General features: G+C 64.7%; 18 protein-coding genes. 12 read left to right on the top strand and 6 right to left on the bottom strand.

Annotation, left to right across the window (positions count from 1 at the left end):
- Positions 1-118 precede the first annotated feature (118 nt).
- A complete protein-coding gene (locus METLW3_RS0116690) occupies positions 119-1,072 on the bottom strand; it encodes a beta-ribofuranosylaminobenzene 5'-phosphate synthase family protein (RefSeq protein ID WP_024880992.1) in 954 nt (317 codons plus the stop codon).
- 239 nt (positions 1,073-1,311) lie between these two features.
- On the opposite strand from METLW3_RS0116690, the gene METLW3_RS0116685 reads away from it, so the two are divergent.
- The 12 genes from METLW3_RS0116685 to METLW3_RS0116630 all read left to right on the top strand — a co-directional run bounded on the left by METLW3_RS0116685 (position 1,312) and on the right by METLW3_RS0116630 (position 13,156).
- Complete coding sequence (locus METLW3_RS0116685; RefSeq protein WP_024880991.1) at positions 1,312-1,686, top strand: 4a-hydroxytetrahydrobiopterin dehydratase; 375 nt, start codon at positions 1,312-1,314, stop codon at positions 1,684-1,686.
- 89 nt (positions 1,687-1,775) lie between these two features.
- Positions 1,776-2,549, top strand: coding sequence for a dihydropteroate synthase (gene folP, locus METLW3_RS0116680; protein ID WP_024880990.1), 774 nt, complete (start codon positions 1,776-1,778; stop codon positions 2,547-2,549).
- Positions 2,546-3,055: a 2-amino-4-hydroxy-6-hydroxymethyldihydropteridine diphosphokinase gene (folK, locus tag METLW3_RS0116675; RefSeq protein WP_024880989.1), complete on the top strand. Its 510-nt coding sequence runs from the start codon at positions 2,546-2,548 to the stop codon at positions 3,053-3,055. The genes folP and folK overlap by 4 nt, the downstream gene beginning before the upstream one ends.
- A 568-nt stretch (positions 3,056-3,623) precedes the next feature.
- Positions 3,624-4,394 (top strand): bacterial ammonia monooxygenase, subunit AmoC, encoded by a 771-nt coding sequence (gene amoC / locus METLW3_RS0116670; RefSeq protein ID WP_024880171.1) that lies wholly within the window; start codon positions 3,624-3,626, stop codon positions 4,392-4,394.
- A 251-nt stretch (positions 4,395-4,645) separates the two neighbouring features.
- Positions 4,646-5,404 carry a bacterial ammonia monooxygenase, subunit AmoA gene (gene amoA, locus METLW3_RS0116665; RefSeq protein WP_018265152.1) on the top strand — a complete coding sequence of 253 codons (759 nt, stop codon included), beginning with the start codon at positions 4,646-4,648 and terminating at the stop codon, positions 5,402-5,404.
- Between the two features lie 163 nt (positions 5,405-5,567).
- Positions 5,568-6,863, top strand: coding sequence for a bacterial ammonia monooxygenase, subunit AmoB (gene amoB / locus METLW3_RS0116660; protein WP_024880170.1), 1,296 nt, complete (start codon positions 5,568-5,570; stop codon positions 6,861-6,863).
- A 158-nt stretch (positions 6,864-7,021) separates the two neighbouring features.
- On the top strand, positions 7,022-7,600 hold the full coding sequence (locus METLW3_RS0116655; protein WP_024880988.1) for a hypothetical protein: 579 nt from the start codon (positions 7,022-7,024) through the stop codon (positions 7,598-7,600).
- A 141-nt stretch (positions 7,601-7,741) separates the two neighbouring features.
- A complete protein-coding gene (locus METLW3_RS0116650) occupies positions 7,742-8,770 on the top strand; it encodes a sulfate ABC transporter substrate-binding protein (protein ID WP_024880987.1) in 1,029 nt (342 codons plus the stop codon).
- 17 nt (positions 8,771-8,787) lie between these two features.
- Positions 8,788-9,654, top strand: coding sequence for a sulfate ABC transporter permease subunit CysT (gene cysT, locus METLW3_RS0116645; RefSeq protein ID WP_024880986.1), 867 nt, complete (start codon positions 8,788-8,790; stop codon positions 9,652-9,654).
- Positions 9,647-10,540, top strand: coding sequence for a sulfate ABC transporter permease subunit CysW (gene cysW / locus METLW3_RS0116640; protein WP_024880985.1), 894 nt, complete (start codon positions 9,647-9,649; stop codon positions 10,538-10,540). Before cysT ends, cysW begins: the two co-directional genes overlap by 8 nt.
- A 22-nt stretch (positions 10,541-10,562) precedes the next feature.
- Positions 10,563-11,636 (top strand): sulfate/molybdate ABC transporter ATP-binding protein, encoded by a 1,074-nt coding sequence (locus METLW3_RS0116635; protein WP_024880984.1) that lies wholly within the window; start codon positions 10,563-10,565, stop codon positions 11,634-11,636.
- A 161-nt stretch (positions 11,637-11,797) separates the two neighbouring features.
- A complete protein-coding gene (locus METLW3_RS0116630) occupies positions 11,798-13,156 on the top strand; it encodes a hypothetical protein (RefSeq protein ID WP_026599360.1) in 1,359 nt (452 codons plus the stop codon).
- A gap of 87 nt (positions 13,157-13,243) precedes the next feature.
- Here METLW3_RS0116630 and METLW3_RS0116625 read toward each other — a convergent pair whose 3' ends face one another.
- From METLW3_RS0116625 to rbfA, 5 genes are all read right to left on the bottom strand, one after another.
- Positions 13,244-13,477, bottom strand: coding sequence for a hypothetical protein (locus METLW3_RS0116625; protein WP_036308983.1), 234 nt, complete (start codon positions 13,475-13,477; stop codon positions 13,244-13,246).
- A 227-nt stretch (positions 13,478-13,704) separates the two neighbouring features.
- Positions 13,705-15,138, bottom strand: coding sequence for a homospermidine synthase (locus METLW3_RS0116615; protein ID WP_024880981.1), 1,434 nt, complete (start codon positions 15,136-15,138; stop codon positions 13,705-13,707).
- A gap of 256 nt (positions 15,139-15,394) precedes the next feature.
- Positions 15,395-16,198, bottom strand: coding sequence for a glutamate racemase (gene murI, locus METLW3_RS0116610; protein ID WP_024880980.1), 804 nt, complete (start codon positions 16,196-16,198; stop codon positions 15,395-15,397).
- Positions 16,199-16,326: 128 nt separating this feature from the next.
- The gene (gene truB / locus METLW3_RS0116605) at positions 16,327-17,226 is read right to left on the bottom strand and encodes a tRNA pseudouridine(55) synthase TruB (protein ID WP_024880979.1); all 900 of its coding nucleotides are present in this window, start codon (positions 17,224-17,226) and stop codon (positions 16,327-16,329) included.
- Positions 17,223-17,651 (bottom strand): 30S ribosome-binding factor RbfA, encoded by a 429-nt coding sequence (gene rbfA, locus METLW3_RS0116600; protein ID WP_024880978.1) that lies wholly within the window; start codon positions 17,649-17,651, stop codon positions 17,223-17,225. Before rbfA ends, truB begins: the two co-directional genes overlap by 4 nt.
- Between the last annotated feature and the right edge of the window lie 19 nt (positions 17,652-17,670).

The raw sequence follows: 17,670 nt of genomic DNA, 5'->3' as shown, positions 1-17,670 counted from the left end.
GGTCAGGCGATCTTCGCATAGAGCGCTTTCCGATCGAACGGAATCGTTCGATCGATCAGAATTCGCTCCCGATAGAGAAATGAGAGCGTTATCCGATCCAATTGGATCGGATAACGCTCTAGACCGCGTCTATGCGCGCGCCCCGATCGGAGCCCGCGACGACGGCGAGCGTCAATCCGCTCGCCTCCGCCGCGCCGCGCGCCAGAGCCTCGAGGCGACGCGCTTCCGCTTCGCCGCGCGCGAAGGCGAAGCCGGTCGGCCCCCAGGAGGTCTGGCCGAGGCCGGTCGCGCCGCCTTGCGCCAGCCGTGCGAGCAGAGCTTCGACCGCCGCGCTGGTGAAGCGCCGCCCGCCCTGCGCTGGCGCGAAATAATCCCCGACGATCGCCTGAATGGCGGTGATCGCCGCGCCGAAGCCCGAGAAATCCGCCTCCGCCGCCGCCGGTAGCGCCTGCATCAGCACCAGCCGGCACAATTTCCCCGCATCCTCCTCCGAGAAGGGCGGCAGCTCGGCGAAGGCCTTGCGCTCCTCGGCGCCATGCAGGCCGATCGAGGCCGGGTCCGAGACGAGGAGAATGCGCCAATCTTCCGGAAAAGCGAGGCGCGAGACCACCGGCGGGGTCATCGTATCGGCGCCGCGGCCGCCGTCGACCACGAGCCCCCCACGCGTGAACAGCCCCGCCCCGAGCCCGGAGCGCGCGCCGCGTTGCAGCAGAGCGGCGTCCGCCTCCACATTCTGAGGCATGGCTTCGAGGCGACGCAGCGCGGCGGCTATGGCCAGCGCCAGCTGCGTGCCCGAGCCGAGGCCCGAATGCGGCGGGATCGCCTCTCCAATGTCGAGCCGATAGCGCTTGCCCGGCGCGAGCGCGGCGGTCGCCTTTTCGAGCAGAGCGAGCGCGCGTTCGGCGTCCGGGCCGGAAGCCTCCATCTTTTCAGCCGGCTGCAGCGTCAACCGCGTCGCCGGCGCGTCTATGGAGAGGCCGAGCCCGCCGAATTTGCGGCCGAGCGCGCCATTCATGTCCAAGAAGCCGAGATGCAATCTCGCCGCGGCGACGACGCTCACGCTGATCGGCATGGAGCCTCATTTTCGGACTTTATGCGGAATATCCGCTATATCTCGCTTCCCGGCGCGGTTTCACGCCGTTGTCGACGGGGCTCGCGCGCATTCGACTAGGCCGAGTAAGGCGCCGCGCGTGCGAAGGCAAGAGCTTGTGCAGTGAACAAGAGCTCGTGCAGTGAACGAGAGCTCGTCCGGTGAACAGGAGCTCGTCCGGGCGGACGCGCGAGAACGAACGAGCGAGAGAGGGGGACGCCATGGCCGCCGAGGAGCGCGCATATTCGCCAGAAGAGATAACAGCCCGCCTCGCCGCCGAGCTGCCGCATTGGCGGCTCGAGAACGGCTGGATTCGCCGCAAGTTCAAGACCCACGGCTGGAAGGGCACGCTGATGGTCGTCAACACGGTCGGCCATCTGGCCGAGGCCGCCTGGCACCATCCCGACATAGCCGCCTCCTACGCATGGGTCGAGTTGAAGCTGATGACCCATACGGCCAAGGGCGTGACCGACAAGGATTTCGAGCTGGCGCACAAGATCGAGGACGTCGTGTCCTGGCGTCCCGGCAAGGAGGGCGGCGCGCTCGAGGGCACGCCCGAGACCGACCAGCGCTTCGCCTATATCAAATACGACTGACAGGCTCATCCCCGGAGACCAGAGTGACGACGACGATTGAATCGTCGCGCGAGCGATTCTTTTCGCTCGTCGCGGCGCGGCCGGTCATCATGGGCATCGTCAATGTGACGCCCGATTCCTTTTCCGACGGCGGCCGCTTCTTCGCGCCGCAGGCCGCGCTGGCGCAGGCGCAAAAGCTCGCCGCCGACGGCGCGGACATTGTCGATGTCGGCGCCGAATCGACCCGCCCAGGCCATACGCCGCTGACCGCCGACGAAGAGTGGACGCGCCTCGCGCCGCTGCTCGAGACGCTGGTCGCGCAATGCGGCGTTCCGGTCTCCATCGACACCTATAAGGCGCAGACGGCGCGCCGGGCGCTCGCGGCCGGCGTGACGATCATCAATGATATCTGGGGCCTGCAGCGCGACCCCGATATGGCTCCGGCAATCGCGGAGGCCGGCGCCGGCGTCGTCGTCATGCATAATCGCGCCGAGGTCGCGCCCGATATCGACATCGTCTCGGACATGCTCGGCTTTTTCGAGCGTTCGCTGGAGATCGCCGCCGCCGCCGGCGTGCCGGAATCGCGCGTGATTCTCGATCCGGGCGTCGGCTTCGGCAAGACGCGCGAGCAGGATTTCGCAGCGCTGCGCGGCGTGCCGCAGCTCATGCGATTCGGGCGGCCGGTGCTCATCGGCGTGTCGAGAAAACGCTTGTTCGGCGCGTTGCTCGGCGCCGAGGTGGATGCGCGCCTCATCGCCACAGTGGCGGCGAATCTGATCGCGGCGCTGGAGGGCGCGCGGATTTTCCGCGTCCACGACGCCGCCGAGCACCGGGCGGCCTTCGCCGTGCTCGACACTCTGACACAGGGAAAAGGACGCATATGACGACGGCTGAGACGCGGGTCGGCTTTGGCTTCGGCAGCAATCTCGGGGACAAGCCCGCCAATATTCGGCGCGCGGTCGCGCTGGTCGGGGAGCGTGGGATCGCGCGCCTCGACGCTGTCTCGCGCATCTATCGGACGCCCCCTTGGGGCGATCTCGATCAGGGCGATTTCGCCAACGCCTGCGCGCTCGGCTGGACCCGTCTGTCGCCCTATGAGCTGCTCGCCGCGGTCAAGACGATAGAGGCCGATATGGGCCGCACGCCTACTCGCCGCTGGGGGCCGCGGCTGATCGACGTCGATATTCTCTTTCTCGGCGATCATACGATGGATGATCCTGAGCTCACCTTGCCGCATAAGGAGCTGTTTTCCCGTGCTTTTGTGCTGAAGCCACTGGCGGAGATCGGCCCCGACCTGACGCTCGACGGCGCCTCCATCGCGCGCGCGGCCGCCGAAGCGGCGGCGGAGGGGATCGGAATTTGGGAGGAAAAGTCCACCGACGCCCGATGAGCCATGACGCCACAGTTCTATAGGGTAGTGATGTCATCCGTCTGGGCAGGGCTCCGCTACAGGTCCGAATTAAAAACATAAATTGTTGATTTACCTATATATAATGATTGATAGAAGAAATCTATCAATGTGCTTAAGGGTGGGTATATCGTCCGTTCAGGCAAGGCATGTCCTGCCCAAAAACGTTTTCGATACCCCTCAATAGATTGCCATATACTACCCCATTGGATATTGTCATTACGAGGCGGAACGGAAATGGTTGCGGCTCGCCGAACGAGGGCGTTTTGGATGTTTTGGCGCTGGGAGGCGCCGGGGGGTCTGGGGCTTTCGTTTCGCGCGGCGGTTTCGAGAAAATTCGTCTCCGAGCAAAGAAGAAAAATGCCGTCGGCGGGTCCTTTTGAGAGGGGTCGCTGGGCGGTGAGAGCGGGAGGTCGGGACAGCGGCTCGTCGAGCACGAGGCCGCAGCGACGACAATCAACCGTTGGAGACGAAGGCGCGTGCCGAGCAGGGAGGCGGGACGCGGCGAAAACGCTTCGAGAATCCCTGGGAGCACTTAGGAGGAATTGAGATGAGCGTAACGACAGAGACATCGGCCGGCGCAGCCGCCGGCTCAGATGCCATCGTGGACCTGAAGACCATGTGGATCGGCATCGCCGTCCTCAACATTTTCTACCTGTTCATCCGTATCTATGAGCAGATCTTCGGCTGGCGCGCGGGTCTCGACTCGTTCGCTCCGGAGTTCCAGACGTATTGGCTGACGATGCTGTGGACGGAGATTCCGCTGGAGCTCGTCGCCGGTCTCGGCCTCGCCGGCTATCTGTGGAAGACCCGCGACCGCAATGTCGACGCGGTTTCTCCGCGTGAGGAGCTTCGTCGTCACGTCGTGCTGCTGCAGTGGCTGACGGTCTACTCGGTGGCCATCTACTGGGGCGCCAGCTTCTTCACGGAGCAGGACGGCACCTGGCACATGACCGTGATTCGCGACACGGACTTCACCCCGTCGCACATCATCGAGTTCTATCTCAGCTACCCGATCTACTCGATCATGGGCGTGGGCTCGTTCTTCTACGCCAAGACCCGCATTCCGTTCTTCGCGCACGGCTATTCGCTGGCGTTCCTGATCGTGGCCATCGGTCCGTTCATGATCATCCCGAACGTCGGCCTGAACGAGTGGGGCCACACCTTCTGGTTCATGGAAGAGCTGTTCGTCGCTCCGCTGCATTGGGGCTTCGTGTTCTTCGGCTGGATGGCTCTGGGCGTGTTCGGCGTCGTCCTGCAGATCCTGGCTGGCGTGAAGCGCCTGCTCGGCAAGGACGGCGTTGCGGCGCTGATCGGCTGATAGCGGCCTGAATATCGGCCGCCCGCGCAGTGTCGCGGACGGCCGCCTCCGGCGAATTTTTCCGAATGCTCCCGGAACGAGGCTTCGTCCGGACGGCCGCGCGGCGGCGGTTCGGACGGGGTTTCGGAGAGGGATCGGCGGGAGATCGGCGGGGCGAATTCCAAAGGACAATCCGGCGCGAGAGAGCCGGAGGCAGGTCTCGAGACGCCGGCGCGAAGACGCCGGGCGGACAGACACCAAGGAGAAGAGTGATGTCTACATCGAAGAGCGGGGGGGCAATCGGGCCTTTCCATTCTGTCGCGGAAGCGGCGGGATGCGTTAAGACCTCCGATTGGCTGATTCTGACGCTGCTGTTTCTGGCAGTGCTGGGCGGCTATCATATTCACTTCATGCTGACGGCTGGCGACTGGGACTTCTGGGTCGACTGGAAAGACCGTCGTATGTGGCCGACCGTCATCCCGATCCTGGGCGTGACCTTCGCGGCCGCCGCTCAGGCGTTCCTGTGGGAGAACTTCCGTCTCCCGTTCGGCGCGACCTTCGCGGTTCTGGGTCTGCTCATCGGCGAGTGGATCAACCGCTATGTGAACTTCTGGGGCTGGACCTACTTCCCGATCAGCCTGGTGTTCCCGTCGGCTCTGGTCGTTCCGGCCCTGTGGCTGGACATCATCCTGCTGCTGTCGGGCTCCTATGTGATCACGGCTGTGGTCGGCGCCCTGGGCTGGGGTCTGCTGTTCTACCCGAACAACTGGCCGGCGATCGCCGCCTTCCATCAGGCGACCGAGCAGCATGGTCAGCTGATGTCCCTGGCTGATCTGATCGGCCTCCACTTCGTCCGCACCTCGATGCCGGAATACATCCGCATGGTCGAGCGCGGCACGCTGCGCACCTTCGGTAAGGACGTCGTGCCGGTGGCCGCGTTCTTCTCGGGCTTCGTGTCGATGCTCGTCTACTTCCTGTGGTGGTTCGTCGGTAAGTGGTACTCCACCACGAAGGTGATCACCAAGATCTGATCGGCCGTAAGGCTGGACGGATCGAGCGATCGCTCAAAGCGAGGAGGGGCGGCTGCGAAGGGCTCCTGCAAGAGAGCCCGGGAGCGAGCCGCTCCGGCAAGGACGACAGCGGACATCCGGCCCGACGGGCCGGTCCGCGAAGAGAAACTTGGGAGGTTGTTCCATGAAACTGTTGGAGAGAATGGCCGTGCTGGCGACGGGACGCGTCGCTCGGCTCTTCGGCCTGGGCATGGCGGCTGCGGTCGCCGCGACGATGGGCTCCGTCGCTCCGGCGTCGGCGCACGGCGAGAAGTCGCAGCAGGCGTTCCTGCGCATGCGCACGCTGAACTGGTATGACGTGAAGTGGTCGAAGACCTCGCTGAACGTCAACGAGTCGATGGTGCTTTCGGGCAAGGTGCACGTGTTCTCGGCTTGGCCGCAGGCCGTCGCGAACCCGAAGTCGTCGTTCCTGAACGCCGGCGAGCCGGGTCCGGTTCTGGTTCGCACGGCTCAGTTCATCGGCGAGCAGTTCGCTCCGCGCTCTGTGTCGCTCGAGGTCGGCAAGGACTATGCGTTCCAGATCGACCTGAAGGCGCGCCGCGCGGGCCGTTGGCACGTTCATGCGCAGATCAACGTCGAAGGCGGCGGCCCGATCATCGGACCCGGCCAGTGGATCGAGATCAAGGGCGACATGGCCGACTTCAAGGACCCGGTCACGCTGCTGGACGGCACGACCGTGGACCTCGAGACCTACGGCATCGACCGCATCTATGCTTGGCACTTCCCGTGGATGATCGCGGCTGCGGCCTGGATCCTCTACTGGTTCTTCAAGAAGGGCATCATCGCCTCCTACCTGCGCGTCAGCGAAGGCAAGGAAGACGAGCAGATCGGTGACGACGACCGTCGCGTCGGCGCTATCGTTCTGGCGGTGACGATCCTGGCGACGATCATCGGCTACGCTGTCACCAACAGCACCTTCCCGCGCACGATCCCGCTTCAGGCCGGCTTGCAGAAGCCGCTGACGCCGATCACCGAGGAAGGCACTGTGGGCGTCGGCACGAAGATCGTGACGGCGGATCTCAAGGGCGGCGTCTACAAGGTGCCGGGCCGCGAGCTGACGGTTCAGGTGAAGATCACGAACAAGACGGATGAGCCGCTGAAGCTCGGCGAGTATACGGCGGCGGGTCTCCGCTTCCTGAACCCCGACGTGTTCACGACGAAGCCGGAGTTCCCCGACTATCTGCTGGCGGACCGTGGTCTGTCGACGGATCCGACGCCGATCGCGCCGGGTGAGACGAAGACGATCGAGATCAAGGTGCAGGACGCGCGTTGGGACATCGAGCGTCTCTCCGACCTCGCCTATGACACGGACAGCCAGATCGGCGGTCTGCTGTTCTTCTTCGGCCCGTCGGGCAAGCGCTACGCCACCGAAATCGGCGGCCCGGTCATTCCGAAGTTCGTCGCCGGCGACATGCCCTGATCGAACTCTCTGAAGGCTGAAAATATCGCCGGCCGGGCCTCGCGCCCGGCCGGTTTCTTTTTGCGCATTGACGTTTTCTTCTTCGCGCAGCGTCTTGCAGCGCGTGCGATAGCGGATTAATTGCAGTCTGAAGCTCTGCGCTCATCGGGGGAAAGCGCATGTCGCGTCGTCGTATCGCGCAATTGCTCTTGCCGGCCGCTCTCGTTGCGATGAGCGCCGCTCATTCGGCGCTGGCGCGCGGCGATCTCCTTCCCGACAAAGACAGCTGCGTGCTGAAGATCGGTCCCGAGCTCATCTATTTTGCGGGCTACCAGCCCGGCGCGGCGCAGCAGAAAAAATTCTGCGAGGATGCTCCCCAATCGGGAGAGACGATCTTCGTCTTCGACTATGCGGCCCCCGAGCTTCGCGAGATGAAGGCCGGCTTTCGCATTTTGCTGCAGAGCGACGACAGCGAGGATGCGTCGAGCATGGAGGCGGCGACCGTCGCCTCGCTGCCTCCGCAGATCTATCCAAAAGGGACATTTTCTTTCGCCCATGTCTTCACCCAGCCGGGCGATTTCATCGGCGTCGTCACCATCGACGGCGCGGCCGGCGAGCATTGGACAGCGCGCTTTCCCTTTTCCGTGGGCAAGCGGCGCTTCGACATCAGCCCCTATTATCTGATCGCCGCCGCCGGCTTGCTCGCCGCGTTTCTGTTCGTCTCCAGCCGGTCGAAGCCTGCGGGCTCCCGGCGCTGATCGACTCGGCGCGACGCGCTCATCTCCTGCTGAAAAAGTATGAATTCGGCGTTCTGCGCGTCGGAGACACGGTTTACAGCCTCATTAAAATATATTAGTCCATTACATGAGTGAATTTATAGACCATAGAAGGAGACCGGTATGAGGAGCGTTTCAATCTCGCGGCGCCGCTTTGGCGCGGTCGTCGCGCTCGCCGCGAGCCTGTCGACTTTCGTCGATGCGACGGCGCAGGCGGCGAGTTCGCTGCTCAATGTCTCCTATGATCCGACACGTGAGCTCTATAAGGCGATCAATCCCGCCTTCGCCGCCGATTGGAAGGCGAAGACCGGCGAGACGATCGAGCTTCAGGCCTCTCATGCCGGTTCGGGCGCGCAGGCGCGCGCGGTGATCGACGGCCTCGCGGCCGATGTCGTGACTCTCGCGCTCGCCGCCGACATAGACGCGATCGTGAACAAGAGCGGCAAAATCGCGCCGGATTGGCAGAAGAAGCTGCCGAACAACGCCTCGCCCTACACGTCGACGATCGTCTTTCTGGTGCGCAAGGGCAATCCGAAGAAGATCAAGAATTGGGACGATCTGGCCAAGCCCGGCGTCGCCGTCGTCACCCCCAATCCGAAGACCTCCGGCGGCGCGCGCTGGAACTATCTCGGCGCTTGGGGCTATGCGCTCAAAAAATTCGGCGGCGACGAGGCGAAGACCAAGGAATTCGTCAAGGCGATTTATAAGAACGCCCCGGTGCTCGACACGGGCGCGCGCGGCTCGACGATCACCTTCGCTCAGCGTGGTCTCGGCGATGTGCTGATCGCCTGGGAGAACGAGGCCTTCCTCGCCTTCGAGGAGTTCGGCAAGGATAAATTCGAGATCATCGTTCCCACCACATCGATCCTCGCCGAGCCCCCGGTCGCGGTCGTCGATGGCAATGTCGACGCGAAGGGCACGCGCAAGGCCGCCGAGGCCTATGTGAACTTCCTCTACACGCCGGCCGCGCAGGCGATCATCGCCAAGAATTACTATCGTCCCGCGCATCCCGAATTCGCGGCCAAGGATGATCTGAAGCGCCTTCCCAAGCTCGAGCTCTTCACCGTCGATCAAGTCTTCGGCGGTTGGACGAAAGCGCAGAAGACGCATTTCGCCGATGGCGGCGTCTTCGACGATATTCAGAAGCAGTAAAGGCCCAAGGAATTCTCATGAGCGCCGCTGCGCCCGTTGCGAACAAGAAGGCTCGGAGCTTCACGGCTCCGAGCGTCATCCCGGGATTCCGGGCGACCTTCGGCTTCACCATCTTTTATCTGAGCCTGGTCGTCCTGTTTCCTCTGTCGCTGCTGATTTTCCGCGCCTCCTCGCTCGGACTTTCCGGCCTCTATGGAATAGCGGTGGAGCCGCGCGTCGCCGCGGCGCTGCGCACCAGCTTTTTCATCTCCTTCGCGGCGGCGGCGATCGATGTCGTTTTTGGCCTCATCACCGCCTGGGTGCTGACGCGCTATGAGTTTCCGGGCCGGCGTTTTCTCGACGCCATCGTCGATCTGCCCTTCGCTCTGCCCACAGCCGTCGCCGGCATCGCGCTCGCGGCGCTCTACGCGCCCAATGGCTGGCTCGGCGAGCCGCTCGCCGATTACGACATAAAGATCGCTTACACGCGTTGGGGCATTCTGGTCGCTCTGGTGTTCGTCGGCCTGCCCTTCGTCGTGCGCACGGTGCAGCCGCTGCTCGCCGAAATCGACGCGGAGCTCGAGGAGGCGTCGGCGACGCTCGGCGCGAGCCGCGCGCAGACGGTATGGCGCGTGCTGCTGCCGCCGATCCTGCCGGCGCTGCTCACAGGTTTCGCTCTGGCTTTTGCGCGGAGCGTCGGCGAATATGGCTCGGTGATCTTCATCGCCGGCAATCTCGCCTATATCTCGGAAATCGCGCCCTTGCTGATCATCGTCAAGCTCGAGCAGTTCGACTATGCCGGCGCGACGGGCATTGCGACCATCATGCTCGCCATCTCCTTTTCCGTGCTGCTGGCGATCAATCTGATCCAGGCCTGGAGCCAGAAGAGGTTCGGTCATGTCTGAGGCGATCCCATCTGCGGCGCTCGCGCCGGTCATTGCGGTCGCGGCGCCGCGCAGCGTGACGGAGGAGACGCCGCTCACGCGCAATGTGCTGATCGGCGTCGCCGTGGCCTTTCTCGGCCTCTTCCTGCTGCTTCCGCTCGCGGTCGTCTTCACCGAGGCTTGCGCCAAGGGGGCCGGGGCGTTCTTCGCCACTTTCGAGGAGCCGGACGCGCGCGCGGCGATCCGCCTCACGCTCATCGTCGCGGCGATCGTCGTGCCGCTCAATGCGCTCTTCGGCGTTTGCGCGGCCTGGGCGATCTCCAAATTCTCCTTTCCGGGCAAGAGCGTGCTCATCACGCTCATCGATCTGCCCTTCTCCGTCTCCCCGGTGGTGTCCGGCCTCGTCTATGTGCTGGTCTTCGGCTCGCAGGGGCTGCTCGGCCCCACATTCGCGGCCTATGGAATTCAGGTCGTCTTCGCCATCCCCGGCATTGTTCTCGCGACGATCTTCGTCACCTTCCCCTTCGTCGCGCGGGAGCTGATCCCGCTGATGCAGGAGCAGGGAACGGTGGAGGAGGAGGCGGCGCTGACGCTCGGGGCGAGCGGCTTCCGCACTTTTCTCACGGTGACATTGCCCAACATCAAATGGGGCCTGCTCTATGGCGTGCTCCTCGCCAACGCCCGCGCCATGGGCGAGTTCGGCGCGGTCTCGGTCGTCTCCGGCCATATTCGTGGCCTGACCAACACGATACCTCTCCAGGTGGAGATCCTCTACAATGAGTATAACATCGTCTCGGCGTTCGCCCTCGCCTCCCTCCTGGCTGGGCTGGCTCTCGTCACTCTTGGATTCAAGACGCTCCTCGAATGGCGCTACGCCGGCCAAATCGCCGGTCGGCGCCGTCACTGAGGAGACGCCGCGCCCGCATGGCGTGGAGATCCGGATCGAGCGCGTCGAGAAGGATTTCGGCGACTATCCCGCTTTGCGCGACGTCAATCTGACGATCGCGCCGGGCGAGCTCGTCGCGCTGCTGGGACCCTCGGGCTCCGGCAAGACGACGCTGCTGCGCGCCATCGCCGGCCTCTCCAATCCCGATCGCGGCCGCATTCTCTTCGATTCCGAGGACGCCACCACTTTGTCGGTGCAGGAGCGGCGCGTCGGCTTCGTGTTCCAGAATTACGCGCTGTTCAAGCATCTGACCGTCGCCGATAATATCGCCTATGGGCTGAAGGTTCGCCCGCGCCGCTCGCGTCCCTCCCGCGCCGAGATCGCCGCGCGCGCAGCCGAGCTGCTCGAATTCGTGCAGCTCGACGGGCTCGGCGCGCGCTATCCGGCGCAGCTCTCCGGCGGACAGCGGCAGCGCGTGGCGCTCGCGCGCGCCCTCGCCATCGAGCCGCGCGTTCTGCTGCTCGACGAGCCTTTCGGCGCTCTGGACGCGCGCGTGCGCAAGGATCTGCGCCGCTGGCTGCGCGAGGTGCATCGGCAGACCGGCCTCACCACGGTCTTTGTGACGCATGACCAGGACGAGGCGATGGAGCTCGCCGATCGCGTGGTCGTGCTGGACAAGGGCCGCATCGAGCAGATCGGCACGCCGGACGAGCTCTATGATCGGCCGGCCTCGCCCTTCGTGCTCTCCTTCGTCGGCGAGGCGCTGGCGCTGCCGGTGCAGGTCGCCGACGGCAAAGTGATCTTCCAAGGCAAGGAGCTGCACGTCTCCTCGGAAAATCTGCGCAATGGACCGGCGCGCGTCTATTTCCGTCCTGCCGACATCGCTCTGCATGGCGGCCAGATCGGCGCGCTCGAGGGCCGGGTCGAGGCGGTGCGCCGCACGGCTGCGGGCTTGCGCGCGTCGATCTCCATCCCCGGCTATGACCAGACGGTCGAGGTCGACACGGTTGATCGGGCCGGAACGACGCTCGGCAGCAGCGTGCCGCTGTCGTTGAACAATGTGCGGATTTTCTCGACCGCGGCCGAGGAGACGCTCGGCGACGGCGCGGGGATATAGGGGCGACCAAGCCGCGCGAATCCTTCTCCCGCGCGCGGGAGAAGGGGCGCGGCGGCGATGTTCGCCTTTTGGCGCATGGATTGCTTGTCTTTCTTGTCTGATCCGGTAGGCGACACGCGCCTTCATGCCCAGGCGAAGGAACTTCGACCTGGGAGATGGCGATGCGATCGCTCGGACGCAGCCGCAGCATGTGCGCTTGGGATGACTTCGCAGGCGACGCCAAAGCGCTCGACGATCTTCTCGCGGCCGACGGGTCTGGCGCGCTGCCGCCTTTTCTCTTTCTCTCGCAGCCGGGCGTCGACGCGGCAGATCAGCGGCGCTGCTCTGAGCTGTGGACGCGCGATCGGCGCGCCGCCGCGGTCGCGGCGCGGCTCGCGCTCGACTTCCGCTTCAGCGCCGCCGAGGGGCGGAAGATCAGGCTCGGCTATCTCTCCAATGATTTCCACGATCACGCGACCGCGCTGCTGCTGATCGAGACGTTGGAGGCGCATGATCGCGAGCGCTTTTGCGTGAACGCCTATTCCTATGGGGCCGATGACGGCAAGACCATGCGCCGACGGCTCATGGGCGCTTTCGACTCCTTCGTCGACATAGAGGCGCTCTCCGACGGCGACGCCGCCCGGGCGATCCATCACGACGAGGTGGACATTCTCATCGATCTCAAAGGCTTCACCGCCAATGCGCGCAGCGGCATTCTGATGCTGCGCCCGGCGCCCGTGCAGGTGAATTATCTCGGCTATCCGGGCACGCTCGGCGAGGATATCTGCGACTACATCGTCACCGACGATTATGTGACGCCGCTCGCCTCCGCCGGCGATTATTCCGAATCCTTCGCCTATATGCCGAATAGCTATCAGCCGCGCGGCCGCGCCGGGCCGATCGGGACAATACCGACGCGCGAGGCCGTGGGGCTGCCCGAGCAGGGCGTCGTCTTTTGCTGCTTCAACCAGGCCTATAAATTCACGCCGGAGATTTTCGACGTCTGGTGCCGTCTGCTCGACGCTGTGCCCGGCAGCGTCCTTTGGTTGCTCGCCGCGCCTATGGCGGAAGGCAATCTGCGCAATGAGGCGTGGAACCGCGGCGTGAACGGGGCGCGTCTCGTCTTCGCGCCGGATATGGCCCAAGGCGAGCATCTCGCGCGGATTCAGCTCGCCGATCTCGTGCTCGACACAGCGCCCTACAACGCCCACACCACGGCGAGCGACGCTCTCTGGGCCGGCGTGCCGATCGTCACTTGCAGCGGCTCCACATTTCCTTCGCGCGTCGCCGGCAGCCTGCTGCGCGCGGTCGGGCTGACGGAGCTGATCGCTGCGGATCTCGACGATTATTTCGATCTCGCCTATCGGCTGGCCACCGATCCCGCCGGCCTCGCGAAGATCAAGGCGACGCTCTCGGATAATCGGGCGAGCGCCGCGCTCTTCGATGTTCCCGCCTATACGCGCGATCTCGAAGGCCTCTATCAATCCATGTGGAATCGTCGATCCGCAGGCCTGCCGCCGGCGCTCATACCGGCGGCTTGAAGGCGAGAGTGTTTTCGAGCGAATTGGGAACCGGTTCGCATGAAGAAAACACAAAAGCGCTCTGGTTCGATCTGAACCGGAACGACTCTAGTTGGAGATATTGCCGGGGCCTTCTGGCCGCGTGGGATCGGCGCCGAGGCCCAGCCGTCCGACCGTGCCCGAGAAGTTATATTTCTGGCGTTCGCGGTCCGGTCCCGAGCTGGTCTCGGTGGTCTGCGAGTCGCGGGGCCGTGGCAAATCTTCCGAGCGTTTCGTTTGGGCCTGCGCGATCGAGCACATCATCGCCATCGCCAGGATGAAGGCCGACTTCGACGTGAGCATTGCTGTCTCCCTTGTCTTTTTGGAGAGGCTGGACCCCGACGGCGCTGTCTCGAAGGACGCTCCTTCGACGCCGGCATGGGCTGCAGCATAGCAATGCGATTTGTATCAGAGACCAAAGCGCCGATTGCGTCGGCTCGGGGCGCTCACCAATGAAAATGCGCGCGCCTGTCGCGATTTTGCAACAGGCGCGCTGAAAGCTTTCGGATTCGACGGGGATCGCCGATTACTTACCGAACCAGAATATTCTTGAACTGCCAGGGGTCGTTCTCGTCGATATCCTCCGGGAAGAGACCCGGGCGGCCTTCGAGCGGCGTCCAATCCGTGTAGACCCCCTCGACGGGGCCGAGATAGGGCGTCTGAACCTCGAGGCAGCGGCGGAAATCCACCTCATCCGCCTCGACAATGCCGGCGGTGGGGTTTTCCAGCGCCCACACCATGCCGGCGAGGGCGGCCGAGCTCACCTGTAGGCCAGTGGCGTTCTGATAGGGCGCGAGCTCGCGCGTCTCCTCGATGGAGAGGCGGGAGCCGTACCAATAGGCGTTCTTGGCGTGGCCGTAGAGCAGCACGCCGAGCTCGTCTATGCCGTCGACGATCTCGTTCTCGTCGAGAATCTTCCAGCTCGCCTGCATCTTGCCGGCGCGGCCGAACATCTCGTGCAGCGACAGAACGGCGTCGTCGGCGGGATGATAGGCGTAATGGCAGGTCGGCCGGTAAGCCACCTTGCCGGAATCGTCGCGCACGGTGAGAAAATCCGCGATCGAGATCGACTCGTTATGGGTGACGAGGAAGCCGAATTGCGGCCCGGGCGTCGGCGTCCAGCTGCGCACGCGCGTGTTGGCGCCCGGCGACTTCAGATAGATCGCCGCGCCACAGCCGGAGGAATGCGTCCCGGCGATGTCCGGCAGCGATTTCTCATGCGTGCCCCAGCCGAGCTCGGCCGGCTGCTGACCCTCGGAGACGAAGCCTTCCACCGACCAGGTGTTGACGAAGACATCGCGCGGCTTGGGGGTCGTGGCGCGCTGCGTGTCGCGCTCGGCGATGTGAATGCCCTTGACGCCGAGCTTCTGCGCCAACGCGCCCCAATCGGCGCGCGACTTCGGCTCCTCGATGGAGAGGCCGGTGTCGGCGGCGATGTTGAGAAGCGCCTGCTTCACGAACCAGGACACCATGCCCGGATTGGCGCCGCAGCAGGAGACGGCGGTAGGCCCGCCCGGATTGCGGCGACGCTCCTCCAGCACGGTCTCGCGCAGCGCGTAATTGGTGCGCGATTCATTGCCGAGGGTGGTGTCGAAATAAAAGCCGGTCCAAGGCTCGACGACGGTGTCGACATAGAGGCAGCCCAGCTCGCGGGCGAGCTTCATAATGTCGAGCGAGGAGGTGTCGACCGAGAGATTGACGACGAAGCCCTGTCCCTCGCCCTTGGTGAGCAGGGGGGTGAGCACCTCGCGATAATTATCCTTGGTCAGCGCCGTCTTCTGAAACGCGATGCCGCGAATATCCAGCATTTCGCGATGCGTATCGACGGGGTCGATAACGGTGAAACGGCTCTTGTCATAGTCGAAATGGCGTTCGATGAGCGGCAAGATGCCACGTCCGATGGAGCCGAAGCCGATCAGAACGATCGGGCCGGTAATCTTCGCATGGACGGGCCAGTCTGCCATTTCGCTCACCTCTTGGAGTTCGAGAATTTATTGTGCGGCGCGTTACAGCAAGAGCTGCCGACATAATCAAGGAAAAACGGGGGCGGGGCTGCAATCGGGCGGCGCGGCGCGTTCCTTCTCCCGCTCTGCGGGAGACGGCGGCGCGGCGTAGCCGGGTCGGATGTGGGTCCTATCCGCTCCGCAATCTCGAACTTTTCCCCGCCCAGAGCCGTTGCAGTCCTCATCCGTAGCGCATTCGCGCGACGACGGGCGTCGCTCATTCGGAGGAAAAGCCCATTCGCGTCAGCGCTGCGGCCAGCGCCGGCTCGGGGCGCGCCCCGCTGGTGAAGATTGCGCGAGGCGTCGGCGCCGTGGCTTCGCGGTCGGGGCCGAAGCGCTCGACGAGCAGCCGATCGGCCTGGCGCGCGATGGCGGGGGCGGGGTCGATCCATTCGACCGGCCAGGGCGCGAGGCGCCGGAAAAAATCCAGCAGCAGCGGGTAATGCGTGCAGGCGAGCACGACGACATCCGTTCGCGCCTCCTCGCGCGTGACGAAGCAGGGCGCGATCTCGCGGGCGATTTCCGCGTCTGAAACAGCGGCGCCGCGCATAAAATCCTCGGCGAGCGGGGCGAGGCGCGTCGAGCCGATCAGTGTCACCGCGCAATCTTCCGCGAAGCTGGCGATGAGCGCGCGCGTGTAATCGCGCGCCACAGTGCCGGGCGTCGCCAGCACGGAGACGAGGCGCGAGCGCGAGCGCTCGGCGGCGGGCTTTATCGCCGGCACTGTGCCGACGAAGGGAAGCTGCGGCCAGCGCGCCCGCAAAGGGGGAAGCGCGCGCGTGGAGGCCGTGTTGCAGGCGATGACGACGAGATCGGGCGCCAGCTCGGCGATCAATCTTTCCATCACCTCCATGACGCGCGCGACCAGCGCCGTCTCGGAGAGCGGGCCATAGGGGAAGCCGGCGTCATCGGCGCAATAGAGCAGCGTCGCATGCGGGCGCAGCTTGGCGACTTCGGTGAAGACGGTGAGGCCGCCGAGCCCGGAGTCGAAGACGAGGATTTTGGGGACGGGGGGCGTCATGAGGGGCGGTCGGCTCGCAGTGTCCTGACGTCCCCGACTCTGCCCCCTCTCCCGCGAAGCGGGGGAGGGGTGGGGAGGGGGCTTCGCCAAGAATAGAAACCCGTTCCCCCGCGAAGATCAACCTCGCGTCAGAACGGCAGGTTGAACACGCGCGAGGGCTCCAGCGCGCCTTCGACCACCTCGCCGAAAGCGACGGGAACGCCACCGCAGGCCGCATAGACGATGCCGCCCGCTGGCGCGTCGCGGCCGCGCAGGATCAGCGAGCCGCCCCGCCGCAGCCGCGCCGCAGCGTCGCGATCGACGACGACGCAGGGCAGCTCGGTGAGGCCCGCCTCGACCGAGAGAAGCGCATTGGCCGCCTCGCCGCCCTCGATCTCGTCCAGCGTGAAGCTGTCCTCCTCGAGGAAGGGCCCGACGCGTGTGCGGCGTAGCGCGGTCACATGGCCGAAGCAGCCGAGCAGCCGCCCGAGATCGCGCGCGATGGAGCGCACATAGGCGCCCTTGCCGCATTCCATGACGAGCTTGGTCTCCTCCTCCGTCGCATCGACGATGGAGAGGCGATGGATGGTGACGGGGCGCGGCTTCAGCTCTACCGTCTCGCCTTCGCGCGCGAGATCATAGGCGCGCTCGCCGGCGATCTTGATGGCGGAATATTGCGGCGGCACCTGCATGATGTCGCCGATAAAGCGCGGCAGCAGCGCCTCGATCTCAGCGATCGTCGGCCGCTCCTCGCTCTCGCGCACGGATTTGCCGTCGGCGTCGTCCGTGTCGGTCTCGACGCCCCAGCGCACGGTGAAGCTATAGGCCTTCTCGCCATCCTGCACGAAAGGCACGGTCTTGGTCGCCTCGCCGAAAGCGACCGGCAAGATGCCGGAGGCGAGCGGGTCCAGCGTGCCAGCGTGTCCAGCCTTCTTGCCATTATAGATGCGCTTCAAGCGCGAGACGGCGTGCGTCGAGGTCATGCCGACAGGTTTGTCGAGCACCACCCAGCCGTCGACGACGGCGCGGGTCGATTTTCTTCCGTTCATTGCTGGGCGCCGTTCTCTTCGTCGGTTTGAGGCTGATCGAGATCGCGGCGCACGCGCTCGGAGTTCAGCAGCGCGTCGATGCGCGCGACATTGTCGAAACTATCGTCGATGCGGAAACGCACCTCCGGGGCGAATTTGAGATTGACGCCCTTGGCGATCTCGCTGCGCAGATATTTTTTATGGCGGTCGAAAGCGCGCAACACCTCCGGCTCGTCCTTGCCGCCGAGCGGCATGACATAGACGGTGGCGAGCTTCAAATCCGGGCTCATCGTCACACGCGAGACGGTGACGACATGCTGCTCGAGCACGGGATCTGCGATATCCCCGCGCGAAAGCATCGAAGCGATCTGATGGCGGACGAGCTCGGCGACGCGCAACATGCGCTGCGACGGCTCCGCCCCATGGGCGTGATGGGCTCTGGACATGGATATTCGCGCTGTTCGC

This window comes from Methylosinus sp. LW3 (assembly GCF_000527115.1).
Lineage (GTDB): Bacteria > Pseudomonadota > Alphaproteobacteria > Rhizobiales > Beijerinckiaceae > Methylosinus.
This window is presented reverse-complemented; position numbering and strand designations above follow the sequence as displayed.